13 protein-coding genes and 1 tRNA gene are annotated in these 17,580 nt (G+C 63.9%); 4 read left to right on the forward strand and 10 right to left on the reverse strand.

Features of this window, described 5'->3' with window-relative positions:
• From AC04MI_RS16785 to AC04MI_RS16795, 3 genes are all read right to left on the reverse strand, one after another.
• Window positions 1-1,309 (reverse strand): cellulose biosynthesis cyclic di-GMP-binding regulatory protein BcsB (locus tag AC04MI_RS16785; protein ID WP_476498212.1); only part of this gene is annotated, 1,309 nt, incomplete at its 3' end.
• Window positions 1,310-1,805: 496 nt separating this feature from the next.
• A tRNA-Lys gene (locus tag AC04MI_RS16790) sits at window positions 1,806-1,881 on the reverse strand.
• Between the two features lie 83 nt (window positions 1,882-1,964).
• Window positions 1,965-2,849: an NAD(P)-dependent oxidoreductase gene (locus AC04MI_RS16795; RefSeq protein WP_436078217.1), complete on the reverse strand. Its 885-nt coding sequence runs from the start codon at window positions 2,847-2,849 to the stop codon at window positions 1,965-1,967.
• A gap of 210 nt (window positions 2,850-3,059) precedes the next feature.
• Between AC04MI_RS16795 and AC04MI_RS16800 the strand changes: the two genes are divergently transcribed.
• Complete coding sequence (locus AC04MI_RS16800) at window positions 3,060-3,941, forward strand: alpha/beta hydrolase (RefSeq protein ID WP_476498213.1); 882 nt, start codon at window positions 3,060-3,062, stop codon at window positions 3,939-3,941.
• A gap of 42 nt (window positions 3,942-3,983) precedes the next feature.
• On the opposite strand, the gene AC04MI_RS16805 is transcribed toward AC04MI_RS16800, so the two are convergent.
• Complete coding sequence (locus AC04MI_RS16805; protein WP_476498214.1) at window positions 3,984-4,961, reverse strand: GMP reductase; 978 nt, start codon at window positions 4,959-4,961, stop codon at window positions 3,984-3,986.
• A gap of 204 nt (window positions 4,962-5,165) precedes the next feature.
• Window positions 5,166-5,891 (reverse strand): hypothetical protein, encoded by a 726-nt coding sequence (locus AC04MI_RS16810; protein ID WP_476498215.1) that lies wholly within the window; start codon window positions 5,889-5,891, stop codon window positions 5,166-5,168.
• A 43-nt stretch (window positions 5,892-5,934) separates the two neighbouring features.
• On the opposite strand from AC04MI_RS16810, the gene AC04MI_RS16815 reads away from it, so the two are divergent.
• Window positions 5,935-8,400 carry a UvrD-helicase domain-containing protein gene (locus AC04MI_RS16815; protein ID WP_476498216.1) on the forward strand — a complete coding sequence of 822 codons (2,466 nt, stop codon included), beginning with the start codon at window positions 5,935-5,937 and terminating at the stop codon, window positions 8,398-8,400.
• A gap of 168 nt (window positions 8,401-8,568) precedes the next feature.
• Here the strand turns inward: AC04MI_RS16815 and AC04MI_RS16820 are convergent, their stop codons facing one another.
• The 5 genes from AC04MI_RS16820 to AC04MI_RS16840 form a co-directional block, all read right to left on the reverse strand.
• The gene (locus AC04MI_RS16820) at window positions 8,569-10,521 is read right to left on the reverse strand and encodes a PhoX family protein (protein WP_056747500.1); all 1,953 of its coding nucleotides are present in this window, start codon (window positions 10,519-10,521) and stop codon (window positions 8,569-8,571) included.
• A 240-nt stretch (window positions 10,522-10,761) separates the two neighbouring features.
• Window positions 10,762-11,553: a FecR domain-containing protein gene (locus tag AC04MI_RS16825; RefSeq protein WP_436075595.1), complete on the reverse strand. Its 792-nt coding sequence runs from the start codon at window positions 11,551-11,553 to the stop codon at window positions 10,762-10,764.
• Entirely contained in the window at window positions 11,501-12,355 is an 855-nt protein-coding gene (locus tag AC04MI_RS16830) for a BPSS1780 family membrane protein (RefSeq protein WP_422849033.1), read from the reverse strand. The genes AC04MI_RS16825 and AC04MI_RS16830 overlap by 53 nt, the downstream gene beginning before the upstream one ends.
• A 167-nt stretch (window positions 12,356-12,522) precedes the next feature.
• Window positions 12,523-13,476 carry a homoserine kinase gene (locus AC04MI_RS16835; protein ID WP_476498217.1) on the reverse strand — a complete coding sequence of 318 codons (954 nt, stop codon included), beginning with the start codon at window positions 13,474-13,476 and terminating at the stop codon, window positions 12,523-12,525.
• Between the two features lie 98 nt (window positions 13,477-13,574).
• On the reverse strand, window positions 13,575-13,943 hold the full coding sequence (locus tag AC04MI_RS16840) for a hypothetical protein (protein ID WP_056747503.1): 369 nt from the start codon (window positions 13,941-13,943) through the stop codon (window positions 13,575-13,577).
• 52 nt (window positions 13,944-13,995) lie between these two features.
• Between AC04MI_RS16840 and polA the strand changes: the two genes are divergently transcribed.
• Both polA and AC04MI_RS16850 read left to right on the forward strand, forming a co-directional pair.
• Window positions 13,996-16,794 (forward strand): DNA polymerase I, encoded by a 2,799-nt coding sequence (gene polA, locus AC04MI_RS16845; RefSeq protein WP_436078067.1) that lies wholly within the window; start codon window positions 13,996-13,998, stop codon window positions 16,792-16,794.
• Window positions 16,795-17,006: 212 nt separating this feature from the next.
• Window positions 17,007-17,580 (forward strand): DUF6602 domain-containing protein (locus AC04MI_RS16850; RefSeq protein WP_476498218.1); only part of this gene is annotated, 574 nt, incomplete at its 3' end.

Consider the following 17,580-nt stretch of genomic DNA (forward strand, 5'->3'; position numbering starts at 1 on the left):
TGTTCAGACTGCCATGGTCCGAAACGCTGCTGGGGGTGTAGCGATAGGCCAGGTCAAGCGGCACGCCTTTGGCGTTCCAGGTGAACAGGTCCGGGGCCATGCGGGTGTAGATGTTCACCGTGTCGTTGAGCACCGTGCCACGCAGTTGCAGGTCCGACGGGCTGCCCACCAGCTCGGCCAGTTTCACGGGCCTCTGGGTGGTGATCCAGCGAGGGGCGTCATAGGGCTTGGTCAGCGCGGGATAGTCCAGCGATTTGACAGCAATGGTTTGCCCGGACAAAACCGCTTTCCCCAGGGCCAGGGCATCTGCCGCCATCTGTAGCTGAACATCGTCTTTGCCCAGCACCAGCAGCAGTTTGGCGCCTGGCACTTCGGGGTGGTTGACCATCGAGATCGTGGGCTCGGTCACAGGTGCCATGTCCTGCAGGAACGCGGGACGGTGGCTGTTGGTGGCCAGCACCACGGCGTGCGAGCGGGGCAGCTGGTTTTCCAGCACCGGGAACTGGTTGCCTCGGTAGCCTGCCAGCATGCCAATCCAGCTGGCGATGGAGCCTGACGCCTTGAGCGTACCGGTGCTGGGTTGATTGCCGAACACAAACGGCAGCTTGACGGGGCGGTTGTCCCGGGGGTCGAAAAACGGCGCAGGCAGCAGCGCGAGGTCATTTCGCAGAGGGATCTGCCGCAACGAAAGCTCCAGCTGGCTGTCGTTGCTGATGGTTGCCCACAGGCTGGAATGGGTGGGCGTCTCACATTCCATCGTGTAGTGGCCGATGAACTGGAAGCGGAACCGGTTGTAATCCGTGAAGTAGCGCGGGTCGATGTTGAGCTCGACCGTCTGCGGGGTGCCCAGGCGCTCCTTGTCCAGCACCACGGTCTGCAGGGTTTCGTCATTGAGCATCAGCTTGAGATGCGACAGTGACGGGATCAGCGCAGGTGACAGTGTGAAGGTCAGGCGCAGCTTGGCGGCTTCGACGATCTCGTCGCGCCGCACCCCCACACCCACACTGGCCTCACTCTCCACGCCTCGCAAAGAAACAGGGCGCCCCACGCCCAGTTCCTTGAGGCTGACTTTCCACTGCCGTGCGGGCAGCGTAGGAGTGTCCGATGGGCTGGCTCCGATCGCGCTGTCGTTGGCCTGCACTGCACGTGCTGACTCGCGCTCCTGGCGGGTCTGAGCCTTTTCTTTGGCCACAGCGCTGCGGGCCTTGCTGGTCTGGGCGTTGGCTTGCGGGGCGGGGGCTGAGATCAGCCCGGCAGTGATCAGCGCGACAAAAAGAGGGAGCGCGCGGGTTGCAGATGTGGATTTCACAGTGTTCTTTTTTGCTGGCTCGTACCTGAAGGATGGGCGCATCGGACCCATGCCTGGGTGGTGTCACTTGTATGACAAAGTGTATCGATGGGGCCGGGTTGTGCCGCTCTGCAGGACATTTGTTTGCAATTGCTTTGCCAGCAGTGTTGTTGCCCGACTGCTGCAGGTACGTGAAGAGTAAGTGCCTGGATTCATGGTTCGAAAAAACGGTGCGCGTCTGTAGCACTGTCTGGTCACCATGGCATGGCGGATGGCATGCTCCCTGGCGGGCTGACGGCGGACAGAACACGCGGTGGTTCTTGCAAAGACACATCCGTTGCCACCCGTGGAAGGTGGACACCGGGGCCGTGGGCCCCAGGCGGCCAGACGATGGTTCTGCCGGCAGACGACTCCGGGCCATGGGGCCGGGTTGCCGCGAGCAGAGAAACAATCGGTCTGGAAACAAAAAAGCCTGCTACTTATGGGTAGCAGGCTTTTTGTGCCTTGCGGCTTGATTTGGTGGGTCCTGAGTGACTCGAACACTCGACCTACGGATTAAGAGTCCGCTGCTCTACCAACTGAGCTAAGAACCCAAATCTTTAAAATTTGTCTGCATCGCTGCAGAGCCTCGAATTATGCACTAGTTTTTGGATACTCTGCAAGTCGCGCCCAAAAATTATTGCATTGCGTTGCGGCTGGCCAGCTCGACGAAGAGGCCGCTGTGGTCCAGTTCGCCCAGGCCGTGGTCCACACCTTCGGCATACAAGGCTTCAAACAGGGCAGTGATGGGGGCGTCGAAACCTGTTTCCCGGGCGGTGGCCAACGCATTGCGCATGTCCTTCAGTTGGACCGCCATCCGGCCCCTGGGGGCAAAGTCGCGTTCCACCATGCGCTGGCCATGCAGCTGCAGGATACGGCTGTCGGCAAAACCGCCGCTAATGGCCTCGCGGACCTTGGCCATGTCGGCACCACCCTTGGCGGCAAACAGCAGCGCTTCGGCCACGGCGCCAATCGTGATGCCCACGATCATCTGGTTGGCCAGTTTGGCCAGCTGCCCGGCACCGTGTGGTCCCACATGCGTGGCGTGCCCCAGGCAGGCAAACACGGGCTGGGCGCGGGCATAGTCCTCGGGCCTTCCGCCGGCCATGATGGCCAGAGTGCCCGCTTCGGCGCCAACGGTGCCCCCAGATACCGGTGCATCCAGGTGGGTCAGGCCCAGCTCACCCAGGCGGGCTGCGTGGTCACGGGCCTCGCTGGGCTGGATGGAGGCCATGTCGATTAAAAGAGCACCCGGGCGCATTGCCCGCGCGGCGCCCTGTTCAAAGAGAACCTGGCCCACGACAGGACCGTTTTCGAGCAGGCTGATGACAATGTCCGCGTCCTTGACGGCATCGGCAGGGCTGCCGTGCACGGTGACACCCCATTGCGCCAGCGGTTCTGCTTTGGCGCGGGTGCGGTTCCATGCGTGCACCCTGTGGCCTGCTTCGCTGAGCCGCCTGGCCATGGGCAACCCCATCATGCCAATGCCAAGAACGGCGATGCGAAGCGGTGTGGTGGTCATGGCGTTGTTCTGCTGCAAAGAGGGATACAAGGGTGTCTCTGTTGTCATCATGTGCCTTTTTGGCGCTCCAGTCTGTCACGGAGCTTGCAGCGTATGGCGATTGGCCAGATGATTCTGCAGCGCCAGCGCCGTTCCTGCGTCTGCCGAGCCTGTTGGCCGGGCTGCGGTATGGCACCGAAGGCAGCCCACATAACTCGGAGACCCTTGCCCATGACCTTGCCCCTGTACGACCCTGCCTGGCTGGAGCGCATGTACAACAACCGCGCCCTGGTCCCTGACCACATGGACTACTTCGAGCGTTGGGCTCAAGACTCTGCCCAGGTGCGAGCCACTGTCCCTTGTGCGCTGGATGTGGCCTATGGCACGGGTGCCGGGGAAACCCTGGACGTGTTTCCGTCCGCCCGTGCCGGGGGTGGGGCGGTGCCCGTGCTGGTGTTCATCCACGGCGGTTACTGGCGGTCACTCGACAAATCGGATCACTCTTTCATCGCGCCGCCTTTCACCCAGGCCGGGTTTTGTGTGGTGGTGGTGAACTACGCGCTGTGCCCGGGCACCCCGGACGCGCCGGTGACCATTCCCCACATCGCGCGGCAGATGGAAAAGGCGCTGGGCTGGGTGTGGCACCAGATCGCCGCCCATGGCGGGGACCCCCGGCGGATCACCGTAGCAGGGCATTCTGCCGGCGGGCAACTGGCGGCGCTGCTGCTGACCAGCGTGTGGCCGCTCATCGGAAAGGGTTTGCCCGATGGCCTGGTGCGCAATGCGCTGTCGATCTCGGGGGTGCACGACCTGGAGCCCATCATGCACACGCCCATGTACCAGTCGGTGTTGCACCTGACCGAACAGCAGGTGCTGCAATGCAGCCCCGCGCGCTTGCTGGAGCCGCCCACCGGCACGCTGTATTGCGCCGTCGGGGCGGATGAAAGCCCCGAGTTCCTGCGCCAGAACCAGCTCATGCAGGATGCCTGGGGCAGCCATTTTGTACCCCGCAGCGTGGCCTTGCCGGGGTTGAACCACTTCAGCATCGTCRATGCCCTGGCCAAGCCCGGGCATGACCTGCACCACATGGCGCAGAACCTGCTGCGGGCCTGAGAACAGGTTCTCCTAACCGGGCGGCGGCTCGCGCCCGGGGGGTTACATCAGCAGGTGCTCGCCTGCGTTGTCGCCGCCCAGGATCACATAGTTCACCTTGCGCACGTCCATCAGCTTGGTGCCGCCCGCGTAGCTGATGGAGCTTTGCACGTCCTGCTCCATCTCGATGAGCGTTTCGGCCAGTTTGCCTTTGATGGGCTCCAGGATGCGCTTGCCTTCGACATGCTTGTATTCGCCCTTGTTGAAGTCGCTGGCCGAGCCGTAGTACTCCTTGAACAGCRCGCCGTCCACTTCCACTGTCTTGCCGGGGGATTCCTCGTGGCCCGCAAACAGCGAGCCGATCATCACCATGCTGGCGCCAAAGCGGATGCTCTTGGCAATGTCACCGTGRCTGCGGATGCCCCCGTCGGCAATGATGGGCTTGGTGGCCACGCGGGCACACCACTTGAGGGCCGACAGCTGCCAGCCGCCCGTGCCAAAACCGGTCTTGAGCTTGGTGATGCACACCTTGCCCGGACCCACGCCCACCTTGGTGGCGTCGGCGCCCCAGTTTTCCAGGTCGATGATGGCTTCGGGCGTGGCCACGTTGCCAGCAATCACAAACGACTGCGGCAGGTGCTTTTTCAGGTAGCCGATCATGTTCTTCACGCTGTCAGCATGGCCATGGGCAATGTCAATAGTGATGTACTCGGGCGTGATGCCCTGTGCCACCAGCTGGTCCACGGTGGCGTAGTCGGGTTGCTTCACACCGAGCGAGATCGATGCATAGCAGCCCTTGGCATGCATGTCTTTGACGAACTGGATGTTGTCCAGGTCAAAGCGGTGCATGACGTAGAAGTAACCGTTCTGCGCCATCCAGGTGCAGATGGTTTCGTCCACCACGGTCTTCATGTTGGCGGGCACCACCGGCAGGCGAAAGCGGCGACCGCCCAGCTCCACACTGGCGTCGCATTCCGAGCGGCTTTCCACGCGGCACTTGCGGGGCAGCAGCAGGATGTTGTCGTAGTCGAAGATTTCCATGAGATTCCAAGCTCCATAAAGGGACGCCGCCAAACGATTTCGACGGCGGTGGGCGCTTGGCCGTCAGACCGGCTTTGCGGGAGTGGACGTGACAGTCACTCCGAACCCTGCTGAGCGCAGGCACAAAAAACCGGGCGTCAAGAAACTTGGGCCCGGTGCTTGATTCTACCCGCCTGCCAAAGGGCCGTCATAACGCCACCGGTATTACCTGCATACGGATTGGGCGGCCGCCACGATACTGCCCGAGGCATCCTGCACCCAGCCAACCAGATGCAGCCTGTCGGCCTGTGCGCCATCGGGGATGCGCATGGAGCGGGTTTCCATCCATGCCCACGGCTTGCCCTTGCTGCGTGCGGGCCGCTGGGCCTGGGGCCAGGCGCCCTCGAACTGATTGCGTACGATGTAACGGGGCACAACGGTGCCGTCGGTACCTGCGGGTATGACCTCTACCAGCAACAGGTAAAAGGCGAGGGGCGTGGCAGCCGCAGTGCGCTGTGGCGCCGCGGGGGAGGGGGTGAAGGCGATGCCTGTGCCCACATAGTCATTGAACGCCACCCCATGGGCCACCCGCAACCGGCCATGCGTGGCTAAACCGACCGGGGTGACGTACACATYGGTGGAGATGGGGGGCTTGCGCCCCAGGGCTTGCAGGCGGGGCAGCGCGTCGGTCGAGGCCGCAGCCGACAGGGGGGCGTCGTCGCCCGCCGTGCCCGGCACGATCCAGTCCAGCACCAAGGCACCTGCCTTGGCTGACGGTGCCGGGGTGGCCGCATCGCCCCAGCAGGACTCGCAGTCGGCGCTGATGAAGCGCTCGAACACGGCCACAGGCTTGGGGGTGCCGTCGCTGCTGCAACTGGCCTGGGCCATCGCCTGGGGGGCGTGCGCCAGGGCCAGCCACAGGCTGGCCAGGGTGAGGGCAATGTTTTTCATGGTGCGAGGCGGCGTGGGGCAGGGTGCTTTCTACAATGGCTGGATGTTCCCACAAGACCCGTTTTCGGGTGCGCCAGAGCCCCTGGTGCCCCCACACTCCGGTGCGGCCTCGGCCGCATCGCCCCTTCTGGCCAACCTGAACGACGAGCAACTGGCCGCGGTCACGCTGCCCGCAGGCCACGCGCTCATCCTGGCGGGGGCTGGATCGGGCAAGACCCGGGTGCTGACCACCCGCATTGCTTGGCTCCTGCAAAACGGCTACGCCACGCCCGGCGGCATTCTGGCCGTCACATTCACCAACAAGGCGGCCAAGGAGATGGTGGCCCGCCTGTCGGCCATGCTGCCGGTCAACGTGCGTGGCATGTGGATTGGCACCTTCCATGGCCTGTGCAACCGGCTGCTGCGCGCGCACCACAAGGCAGCGGGGCTGCCGCAGTCGTTCCAGATCCTGGATACGCAAGACCAGCTCTCGGCCATCAAGCGCCTTTGCAAGCAGCACAACGTTGACGAGGAGCGCTTTCCTCCCAAGCAGCTGTCGTACTTCATCGCCAGCTGCAAGGAAGAGGGCATGCGTCCCGGCGACGTTCCCACGCACGACAGCGACGCCCGCAAGAAGGTCGAGGTCTACCAGCTGTACGAAGAGCAATGCCAGCGCGAAGGCGTGGTGGACTTCGGTGAGCTGATGCTGCGGTCTTACGAGCTGCTGCGCGACAACGACCCGATCCGCGAGCACTACCAGCGCCGGTTCCAGCACATCCTGGTGGACGAGTTCCAGGACACCAACAAGCTGCAATACGCCTGGCTCAAGCAACTGGCGGGCAGTGAGGTGGGCGGGCGTTACGAGGCGCGCGGCAGCGTGATCGCTGTGGGCGATGATGACCAGAGCATTTACGCTTTCCGTGGCGCGCGCGTGGGCAACATGACCGACTTTGTGCGCGAATTCGATGTGCAGCGCCAGATCAAGCTCGAGCAGAACTACCGCAGCTACAGCAACATCCTCGACTCGGCCAACCACCTCATCAGCCACAACAGCCGCCGCCTGGGCAAGAACCTGCGCACCACGCAGGGCGCGGGCGAGCCCGTGCGTGTGTACGAGGCCAGCTCCGACCTGGCCGAGGCGCAGTGGATGGTCGATGAGATCAAGCAGCTGGTGCGCAACGATGGCTTTGAGCGCAAGGAAATCGCCGTGCTCTACCGCAGCAATGCGCAAAGCCGGGTGATCGAATCGGCGCTGTTCAATGCATCTGTGCCCTACCGCGTGTACGGCGGCCTGCGGTTTTTTGAGCGTGCCGAAATCAAGCACGCGCTGGCCTATCTGCGCCTGCTGGAGAACCCGCACGACGACACCAGCTTCACGCGCGTCGTCAACTTCCCGCCCCGCGGCATTGGCGCGCGCAGCATCGAGGTGCTGCAGGACGCGGCCCGCGCCGCAGGCTGCTCGTTGCACGACGCGGTGAGCGCTGTGCCCGGCAAGGCGGGGGCCAACCTGGGCGCGTTTGTGGCCATGGTGGATGTGCTGCGCGAGCAGACCCAGGGCCTGAACCTGCGCGGAATCATCGAGCAGATGCTCGAATCCACGGGGCTGGTGGAGCACTTTCGCACCGAGAAGGAAGGCGCCGACCGCATCGAGAAYYTGGARGAACTGGTSAACGCSGCCGAGAGCTTYGTCACGCARGAGGGCTTYGGCCGYGAYGCSGTGGCGCTGCCGCTGGACGAGCACGGCACGCCGCTCACCCAAAGCGCCGTGAGCCAAGGGCTGGACCCCAACGCTCCGGTGCTGGACGAACCTCTGAAACCCGCCGTGCCCGGCATCGTGGACGCCGACACCGGCGAAACCCTCTCGCCCCTGGCCGCCTTCCTGACCCACGCCGCGCTCGAAGCCGGTGACAACCAGGCCCAGGCTGGGCAGGACGCTGTGCAGCTCATGACGGTGCACGCCAGCAAGGGGCTGGAGTTTGACTGCGTGTTCATCGGCGGCATGGAGGAGGGCCTGTTTCCCCACGAGAACTCCRYCAGCGACYGCGASGGCCTGGAGGAAGAGCGTCGCCTGATGTACGTGGCCATCACCCGCGCCCGCAAGCGCCTGTACCTGAGTCAYTCGCAAACGCGCATGCTGCACGGGCAGACGCGCTACAACATCAAGAGCCGGTTTTTTGACGAACTGCCCGAAGCGGCCCTCAAGTGGATCACGCCCAAGCAGCAGGGCTTTGGCTCGTATACGCCCAGTTTTGCTACTAATTCAGGAGCTGGTAGCGCATATGGATCTAGCGCTAGAGGCCAATTTGGCTTCAAATCCGAGACATTTGCCAGCCCCCCGGTGCCTGTGCAGAAGGCGGCGCCCTCGCACGGCCTGCGCGCGGGCATCGCCGTGTTCCACACCAAGTTTGGCGAGGGCAAGGTGCTGGCCATTGAAGGCACCGGCGACGACGCACGTGCACAGGTCAACTTTCCGCGCCACGGCACCAAGTGGCTGGCGCTGTCGGTGGCCAAGCTGACGGTGGTCGAATAGCGATTTTTTGAGCCAAATCGCCTGCTAGCGCTAGTACCTTATGCCCTGTTAGCTATTGTTTGTATAGCTAGCCGGGGCCGCCAATGACAACGGGGCCCTGAGGCCCCGTTGGTTTTTGAAACGGGCCGCACCGGGTGCAGCCCTGTTGGCCCTTCGCTCAGGCTGAGTTCAGGCCTGGTTCAGGCTGGGCTGCTTGGCCGCTGCCGTCAGGTAGCCCACGGCCGCGCCGTTCTTGTTCTTGTAGTTGGCCTTGATCATCGGGTCCAGCGTGTCCTTGACCACGCTGTGGATGGCGCCCCAGTCACCGGCGTGCTGGAAGTTGCTCATGATGTACGTCCAGCCGTTGATCTCGTCCACGGCGTGCAGGCCGGTGGACTCGCCGCCCGAGGGGATCGACATCACGCGCGACAGCTGCTTGGTGTCCACGTTGTAGGCCCATAGGAAGTTGTTGACGTGCTGGCTGCTGTCTTCGCCGATGAACAGGGTGCGCATCTTTTCGGAGAACTTGAGGTTGTCCGGGTTGGCGATGTTGTTGGGGTTGGCGGTGTTGCCCAGGGCGTCGGCGGTGATGTCTTCACCGGCCAGCAGCACCTTGGTGTCCACGGGCATCCATTCGCTGTTGATGGTGCCGCCAGCGGTGTCCTTCTGGCCACCCTTGAGGTTCAGCGCCATCACGGCGCCGGCCACCAGTTGCTTGGGCACCGAGATGCCGTTGCCCGGCACGTTGGCGGCGTTGCCTGCCACCATGGACGACTGGATGTTCTGCAGCGCAGAGTAGGCAATCTTGTCCTTGGCGTTGACCGTGGTGCCTTCCATCTTGGTGAAGCCCAGGCTGGCGCCCAGGTAGGCGGCGTAGCGGTGGGTTTCCAGGAAGGCGGCGGCCTTTTCCATGCCGGGGTTCAGCTTGATCCACTCGGTCTTGCCGTTGGCCACGATCTTGGTGTAGCTGGCATCGGCCGGGTCGGTGGTCTTCACGGTCATGATGTCCGTGGGCTTGAGCGTGTTGGCCAGGTTCTCGATCTCGGCGCTGGTGGCCGACCCCATCTTGATCCAGGTGAGGGGCGCCGCCGTGCCCACCTTGGGGTCGATGGAGAAGCCGCTGCCCACCTTGGCCACGTACAGCGTGCCGGACGACAGGTCTTTTTCCTTGTCGGCCACGAACACGAAGTAGCCGCTGTTGGTGGCGTCGTCGCCCATCAGCGCCGTGCGGTTGTCAGGCATCACCTGCACCAGCTCGTGCGAGATGCGGCCCATGCAGAAGTGCTTCTTGATGCTGGCGGTGCCGTCAGGGTTCACCGTCACCTCGGGCATGTGGCCGTAGTGGTAGGGGTTGGCCTTGGTTTCGTCGCCAAGCAGGTTCTTGCTGTAGGCCTTGAACATGGCGTTGCTGGCGATGCTGAACGCATCGGGTTCGTATTCTTCGCTCGACAGGTGGGTGCCCCAGGGCGACAGGCTCGCGCCGCAGGTGATCCACAGGCCGTGCACCTTGGAGGTGTCCACGTTGTGGTACTTCACCAGGCTCAGCTTGCCGGTGGTCTGGTCCTGGTCCAGCGTCAGCACGGCAATGGGCGATGGCAGCTTGCCGTACATGTCGGTCTTGCCGTCTTGTGCCCAGGTGGTGTATTCAAACTGCACCACGGCAAACACGGCCTTGCCCTTGAGGCCGGTCACGGTGGGGTTGGCCACGGTCAGCAGCGAGGTGCCGTCGGGCGAGTCCGAGAAGTACTGGCGCTCTTTGCCAGCCACCGTGGCGTCGATGATGGGCTTGTTGTTGATGTCGTAGTAGCCACCCGACAGGATGGTGCCGCCCTTGCCGTCGGACACCATGTCGCCCGTCACGAAGAACGGCTGGTAAGCCAGCTGGTACGAGCGCACCGAGTCGTCGCTGAGCTTGATGTTGAGCGTGGAGCCCACGGTGGTGGTGGCCATGGCAGCGGCGTTGGCCAGGGTAGGGGCTGCCATCGACGTGAAGCTGGCCGACACAAAGCTGGGCGCGGCGGAGTCGCTGCCACCGCAGGCGGTCAGCAGGGCGGCCGAGGCGCTGGCGCTGAGCGGCAGCATGGGAACGCCGGCCAGCAGTTGCAGGGCCTTGCGGCGGGTGGGCATCGTCGGTTGGGTCATTTTCGGGGTGTTTCCAAGTGGGTATGCGAACGGGCATGCCACGCCCTGATCCGACCGGGAACCTTGTTGGAAAAGGCGTAGTAGGCGGGTGGCATGGAGTCCAGCCCGCGATCCTAGGAACGCCCTGTGACAGTGGTTTGACGTTTGTGTGACGGTTTGACGCGGTGCCTTGCGCAGCGCGTGACGCCCGCCCAAGGCGCGCCGCGCAGGCATGGCTGCGCGTGCGCTGCGGGACAGGCCCTAGTCCCGGGAGCCGGGCGGGCCGTAGGAGTTGCCGCTTCCGTAACTGTTGGCCGGTGCGGCCGCGCCGCCGCTGCCGTCCTTGACGCCCTTGCGGCCCGACACCTGCCACGCGGTGCGCTGGTTGACCAGCCCCGCCAAAAATTCCATTTCTTCGTCCGTGTGGTTGATGGCACCGGCCGGTGTCAGCAGCCGGCCATTGCGGGGTGCGGGCTCGGCCCAGAACGACTGGTGGTAGCTGGACTGGCTCACCAGGCGTTCGCCGCCCGCCGTCAGCTCCACCGTGCCATAACAGTTGCAGAGGTAGCCGCGCTGGTCCTGGTCGGTAAATACCTCGGCATACACCCCTGTGCCGCGGATGCCCGCCGTGGCGGTGGGCAGTGCAATCTGCCGGTCGGGGCCGCGCCCCCACACCGTGGCCACCGCACCGCTGAGCAGGCGCAGCAGCTTGACGGCCGTGGGGGTGTCGCTCTCCATCGCCATGCGTGAGTTCTGCCGCACCATGAAGGCGCTGTCGCCCACCGAGAACACCAGGCTGGCGCCCGGCCCGGTCTCGATGCGGTCGTTGGCGGTGATGGTGTGCTGCGCCGTCAGGGGCTCGCCATTGCGCAGTACGTCGCCGCGCACCTCCACGATGTTGCTGCGCGCCTGCGCATGGGCGGCAGCCCAGCCACCGCCTGCCACCCACAGCGCGGCGGCCTGCACCACGCTGCGGCGCTGGAACCAGACCAACTCGTCGTCAGAGCGGCCCTGCAGGTGGTGCGTCAGGGGGGCTGGGGGGCGGGTTGTCATGGGGCGCCTCTTCTTGCTGCGGGGTGTAGGGGGGCTCAAAGCAGTCGCGGAAGGTGAAGACCACCGAGGTGAAGAACATCGCAGCCAACATCATGGCAGCGCCCACCATGATGCCACCGGCCATCGATCCCGCAAGCCCCGCCACAGCCAGCAGGGCCGACACGATGCTGACCACCAGCCCGCCCAGCAAAAACACCCCCAGCCAGCCCAGCCCATAGACGAGGAACGCGCCAAAGTTGCGCACGCAGGCCACGATGGAGAAGAACAGCGCCTTGACCGGCGGCACGCCATGCCAGTGCACGAGGCCCGGTGCATGCCAGAACAGCAGCGACAGCGGCAGGTACAGCAGCATCGACAGCCACATGGCGCGCTGGAAGTCCGGGTTCTCGGCAATCTCCCGGGTCATGGGCGCGCCACCCAGGTAAACCTGCGCAAACTGGCCGCCGTCCAGCAGGGCCGACAGGCCCATGATGCCGAGAAAAGCCACCGCATACAGCACACCCAGTGTGAGCATGTCGCGCAGCCGCTCGCGCCCGGTGCGAAAGGCCACCAGCAGCACCGTGGGCATCGGAAACCGCCCTTGCGATGCCTGCGCTGCCGCCACCATCATGGCCAGCGTGGCAGACGGCAGCAGTGCCAGTGCAATGGCCGGCCCCACCAGCGGGATCATGGTGGCCAGCGACATGGCCGCCATGGTCATGAAGAACAGCGCAGCCAGCGCCATGGGCTGCCGCCAGAACGCCCGAACGCCGAGCTTGACCCAGGCCATGCCGGTGCGTGCGGGAACGATATGGAGTTTCATGAATACGTTGGAAAGGAGGAGAGGCCCGCACCGCCGACTGCGCCCCAACGCCCATGGGGCGCGCCGAGCGGCATCGGATGTCGAGGGGGCGAATAAGGTCGAATTTACCCCACTGCCCCAAACCGGTGGCGGGGTCAGGGGTTAGAGGCTGCCCGCCTGTGGTGGGATCAGCCCGCGCGTACGGGCAGGGCCAGGCGCCCGCGCAGCACGCGCTCGAAGTGCGTGGGGTCGTGGGGTTTGAGCATGGAGGCCTCGCGCGGCAGGTAGAAGTCCCACAGGCGCGAGATCCAGAACCGCAGCGCCCCGGCGCGCAGCATGGCGGGCAGCAACTCGCGCTCGGCGGCGGTCAGCGGGCGCACGGCCTGGTAAGCGTCCAGCATGCGCTTGGCGCGCTCGGCATCGTGGGCGCCGGTGGGCAGGTCGATGCACCAGTCGTTCAGACACACGGCCAGGTCAAACAGCCAGGTGTCCACACCTGCAAAGTAGAAGTCGAAGAAGCCCGTCAGCTCTTCACCCTCGAACATCACGTTGTCGCGGAACAKGTCGGCATGCACGGGSCCGYGCGGCAGGGCGGCATGGGCGGAGCTGGCGGCCACATGGTTCTGGTAGGCCAGCTCGGACCGCAGCAATGCGGCCTGTGCGTCGTCAATGTGGGGCAGCACCACCGGCACCGTCTCGTTCCACCAGGGCAGCCCGCGCAGGTTGGGCTGGTGGCGGTCAAAGTCGCGGCCCGCAAGGTGCATGCGGGCCAGCATGGTGCCCACGGCGGCGCAGTGCACGCCCTGAGGGGCCAGCTGGCTCTTGCCGCGCAGCTTGTTGACCACGGCGGCGGGTTTGCCACACACGGTGTGCAGGATGTCGCCGTTCTTGTCGGCACGCGGGTCGGGCACGGGCACGCCGCCGTGCGCCAGGTGCTTCATCAGGTACAGGTAGAAAGGCAGCTGCTCGGCCGTGAGGCGCTCGAACAGTGTCAGTACGAACTCGCCCTGGTCGCTGGTCAGAAAGTAGTTGGTGTTCTCGATGCCGCCCTCRATGCCGCGCAGCTCCACCAGCTCGCCCAGTTGCAAACGGCGCAGCAACTCGCGCGCCTCGGGATTGGAGACTTCGGTAAAAACGGCCATCGCTCAGGGGGTCGAAGAAAAGAGAAGGGGAAGGGGCGGGACAACGGGCGGGGCTCAACCGGTGGCAACGCAGTGCGTGCGCGCCACCCTGCAGCCCATCAGAACTTGAACACGTTCCAGACGCGGGGCGCCGTGGTGGTTTCAGCGCCATTGTTGCCACCGGCGCGGCTGCGCGCGCCATCAGGCGACTGCACTTCGTAGGCGGGCAGGTTGCCGGTCTTGGGCTGCACCGAGATGTTCTGGGTTTGCCCGCCGACCCGCAATTCGTCCACACGGCTGCCTGCGTCTTCGATCTGGATGCGCTCCGTGCGCTGGTTGGTGCGACCAGACAGGGGCTCGGGATCGGGCAGCGCATCGCGCTGGTTACCAGCGCCTGCGGTGGTGGCAGCAGGGGATGGGGACGGGGTTTGGGCCAGGGCATTGCCGCAGGCCATGCCCAGCAGCAGGAGAAGGTGAACAGCGCGCATCGGGCGATTGTAGAGCGCCGCCCGGCGGGCGCTGCCCGTGCACAATTGCCGGATGAGCAACAAAAAGACCCTGGTGCTGGTGGACGGCTCCAGCTACCTCTACCGCGCCTTCCACGCCATGCCCGACCTGCGGGCCGTGCCGGGCGACCCTACCAGCCCTGCCACCGGTGCCATTCGCGGCATGATCAACATGATGCAGGCCCTGCGCAAAGAGGTGGTGGCCGACTACGCGGTGTGCGTGTTCGACGCCTCGGGCCCCACCTTCCGCGATGCCTTGTACACCGAGTACAAGGCCACGCGCTCGCCCATGCCCGACGATCTGCGCAGCCAGATYGAGCCCATCCATGAGGTGGTGGACCTGCTGGGCTGGAAGGTGGTGGCCGTGCCCGGCGTGGAGGCCGACGACGTGATCGCCACCTTGGCCCACGTGGCGGCCGCACAGGGCATTGAGGTCATCGTGTCCAGCGGCGACAAGGATTTGAGCCAGCTGGTCAACGAGCACATCACCATCATCGACACCATGAGCGGCAAGCGCCGCGATGTGGCAGGCGTGACGGCAGAGTTTGGCGTTCCACCCACGCTGATGGTGGACTACCAGGCGCTGGTGGGCGACACCGTGGACAACGTGCCCGGCGTTGCCAAGGTGGGCCCCAAGACGGCCGCCAAGTGGCTGGAAGAATATGGCTCGCTCGACAACCTGATCGCCAACGCCGACGCCATCAAGGGCGTGGCGGGCAGCAACCTGCGCGAGGCGATCGCCAGTGGTCAGCTGGCATTGAGCCGCCAGCTGGTCACCATGAAGACCGATTGCGCGCTGGCCGACTACATCCCCGGGTTGCCCGCGTTTGATGACATCACGCTGGACACGCCGGACAACGCCGGCCTGCTGCCGTTCTACGAAAAGTATGGTTTCAAGGGCTTGGCCAGCGCGATCAAGGGTGCCGTGGCCCTCGCCACCACAGCCCCCACCGTCGCCATGCCCGGCCAAAGCGGCGATCTGTTTGCCGACCACTCCGCCAGCACCGTGGCCGAAGAAGCCCAGCACCGCACCGTGGTGTATGACACCATCCTGAACTGGGCGGACTTTGACCAGTGGCTGGAGCGCCTGCACAAAGCCCCACTCGCGGCCATCGACACCGAGACCGATTCCCTCGACGAAATGCGCGCACAAATCGTCGGCATCAGTTTCAGCGTGCAGCCCGGCGAGGCCGCCTACATTCCCCTGCGCCACGAAGGCCCCGATGCGCCCGCGCAACTGCCGTTGGATGAAGTGCTCGCCCGTCTCAAGCCCTGGCTGGAAGACCCCAAGCACCATAAGCTGGGCCAGCACATCAAGTAYGACCGCCATGTGTTCGCCAACCATGGCATCGAGGTGCAGGGCTACACACACGACACCATGCTGCAAAGCTATGTGCTCGAAGTGCACAAGCCCCACAACCTGACCAGCCTGGCCGAGCGCCACACCGGCCGCAAAGGCATCACCTACGAAGACCTGTGCGGCAAAGGCGCGCACCAGATTCCGTTTGCCCAGGTGCCGGTGGACAAGGCCGCTGCCTACTCGTGCGAAGACTCCGACCAGACCCTGGACGTGCACAACGCCCTGTGGCCGCTGCTGCAGGCGGATGACAAACTGCGCTTCATCTACGAGCTGGAGATTGCCAGCAGCGAAGCCCTGTACCGCATCGAACGCAACGGCGTGCTGATTGACGCACCCACGCTGGCCGCCCAAAGCCACGAACTGGGCCAGCGCATCCTGCAGCTCGAAACCGAGGCGTACGAGATTGCAGGCCAGCCCTTCAACCTGAGCAGCCCCAAGCAGCTGGGCGAAATCTTCTTCGACAAGCTGGGCATGCCCGTGGTCAAGAAGACCGCCACCGGCGCCCGCAGCACCGACGAAGAAGTGCTGGAAAAGCTGGCCGAGGACTACCCCCTGCCCGCCAAACTGCTGGAGCACCGGGGCCTCGTCAAGCTCAAAGGCACCTACACCGACAAGCTGGCCCAGCTGGCGCTGCCACGCACAGGCCGCGTGCACACGCACTACGCGCAGGCCGTGGCTGTGACTGGGCGCTTGTCCAGCAACGACCCCAACCTGCAGAACATCCCCATCCGTACTCCGGAAGGCCGCCGCGTGCGCGAGGCCTTCGTAGCCCCCGCAGGCCGCGTGATTGCGAGTGCCGACTACTCGCAGATCGAGCTGCGCATCATGGCCCACCTGAGTGGCGACCACTCGCTGCTGCACGCCTTCCACGCCGGGCTGGACGTGCACCGCGCCACCGCTGCCGAAGTGTTTGGGGTGGAGGTGGATCAGGTCACCAGCGAGCAACGCCGCTATGCCAAGGTCATCAACTTCGGACTCATCTACGGCATGAGCAGCTTTGGCCTGGCCAAGAACTTAGGGATAGAGACCAAAGCAGCCGCCGCCTACATCGACAAGTACTTCCAGCGCTACCCCGGCGTAAAGCAGTACATGGACGACACCAAGGCCGCCGCCAAATCCATGGGCTACGTCGAAACCGTGTTTGGCCGCCGCCTGTACCTGCCCGAGATCAACTCCCCCAACGGCCCTCGCCGTGCCGGGGCCGAGCGCGCCGCTATCAACGCCCCCATGCAGGGCACGGCGGCAGACCTCATCAAGCTGGCCATGGTGGCGGTTCAGAAGGAGCTGGACACGCACAAGCCGGGCATCCAAATGATCATGCAGGTGCACGACGAACTGGTGTTTGAGCTGCCTGAGAGCGAGGTGGACTGGCTCAAGACCCACATCCCGCGCCTGATGGCAGAGGTGGCGGCGCTGAAGGTGCCGTTATTGGCTGAGGTGGGGGTGGGGCCGAACTGGGATAAGGCGCATTGAGATTGTGAGACTCAAGCGCCATAGATCGATCATCTTGATAGCAAGATTAGTTATTTAGTTTTTGACGACCACTCCATGCCTACGATTACTGATCTACACAAGGTTTATCTTCGGCAGTTGGAGTTGGTTCTAGCTGAATCAGATCTGTTGTTGCAGAAGGAGGGGGGCTAGATGGTGAGCTGAAGACTAGTGGCTCTCTGTGCGAACAGTTCCTGCGTCAAACATTTTCCAAATATGTTGTTCCTGGGCAGTTTCGTGTGACCAGCGGATACATTGCTACCCCGGAGCTGCTTGCAGAAAAGAAGAATCTTCCACAGTGCGATTTGTTGATTGCGGACAACCACATTCCACCGCTACTGCAATTGTCTAGTTCAACAATAGAAGTGCTTCCGATCGAGGCAACTATTGGATTGACTGAGGCAAAACGCACACTCACTAAAAAGACTCTCGCGGATGCCCTTGATCATTTGGCCAAAGTTATTGATTCAACTGGCCGTGCTTCGACGTTGAAGACTGACAGGGAACTCAATAGATACAACAAGTACGTCGGATTTGACAATAGCTCGAGTGATAAGCCGCTTATCGGTGTTGTGGGTCTTAACTCTGGTTTCAGTAATTTCGGACGCGAAGTTTCCGAACTGATCGTTGAAAAGCAGAGCTTGGTGGATTTCGTCTGGACACTTGATGGATTCGCTTTGGTTCCGTCCTTCCAGACTGCAGCCGATACGCTCCTGCATTACACACATACGGCTAGACCGGAGACCAAGACTTGGACACATCTCATAG

Source organism: Acidovorax sp. LjRoot204 (assembly GCF_056175785.1).

Excerpts from the sequence above, each read along its gene's own strand:
- AC04MI_RS16795 (WP_436078217.1), bottom strand. The coding sequence starts at position 2,849 with ATGACCACCACACCGCTTCGCATCGCCGTTCTTGGCATTGGCATGATG.
- AC04MI_RS16820 (WP_056747500.1), bottom strand. The coding sequence starts at position 10,521 with ATGACCCAACCGACGATGCCCACCCGCCGCAAGGCCCTGCAACTGCTG.
- AC04MI_RS16825 (WP_436075595.1), bottom strand. The coding sequence starts at position 11,553 with ATGACAACCCGCCCCCCAGCCCCCCTGACGCACCACCTGCAGGGCCGC.
- AC04MI_RS16830 (WP_422849033.1), bottom strand. The coding sequence starts at position 12,355 with ATGAAACTCCATATCGTTCCCGCACGCACCGGCATGGCCTGGGTCAAG.
- AC04MI_RS16840 (WP_056747503.1), bottom strand. The coding sequence starts at position 13,943 with ATGCGCGCTGTTCACCTTCTCCTGCTGCTGGGCATGGCCTGCGGCAAT.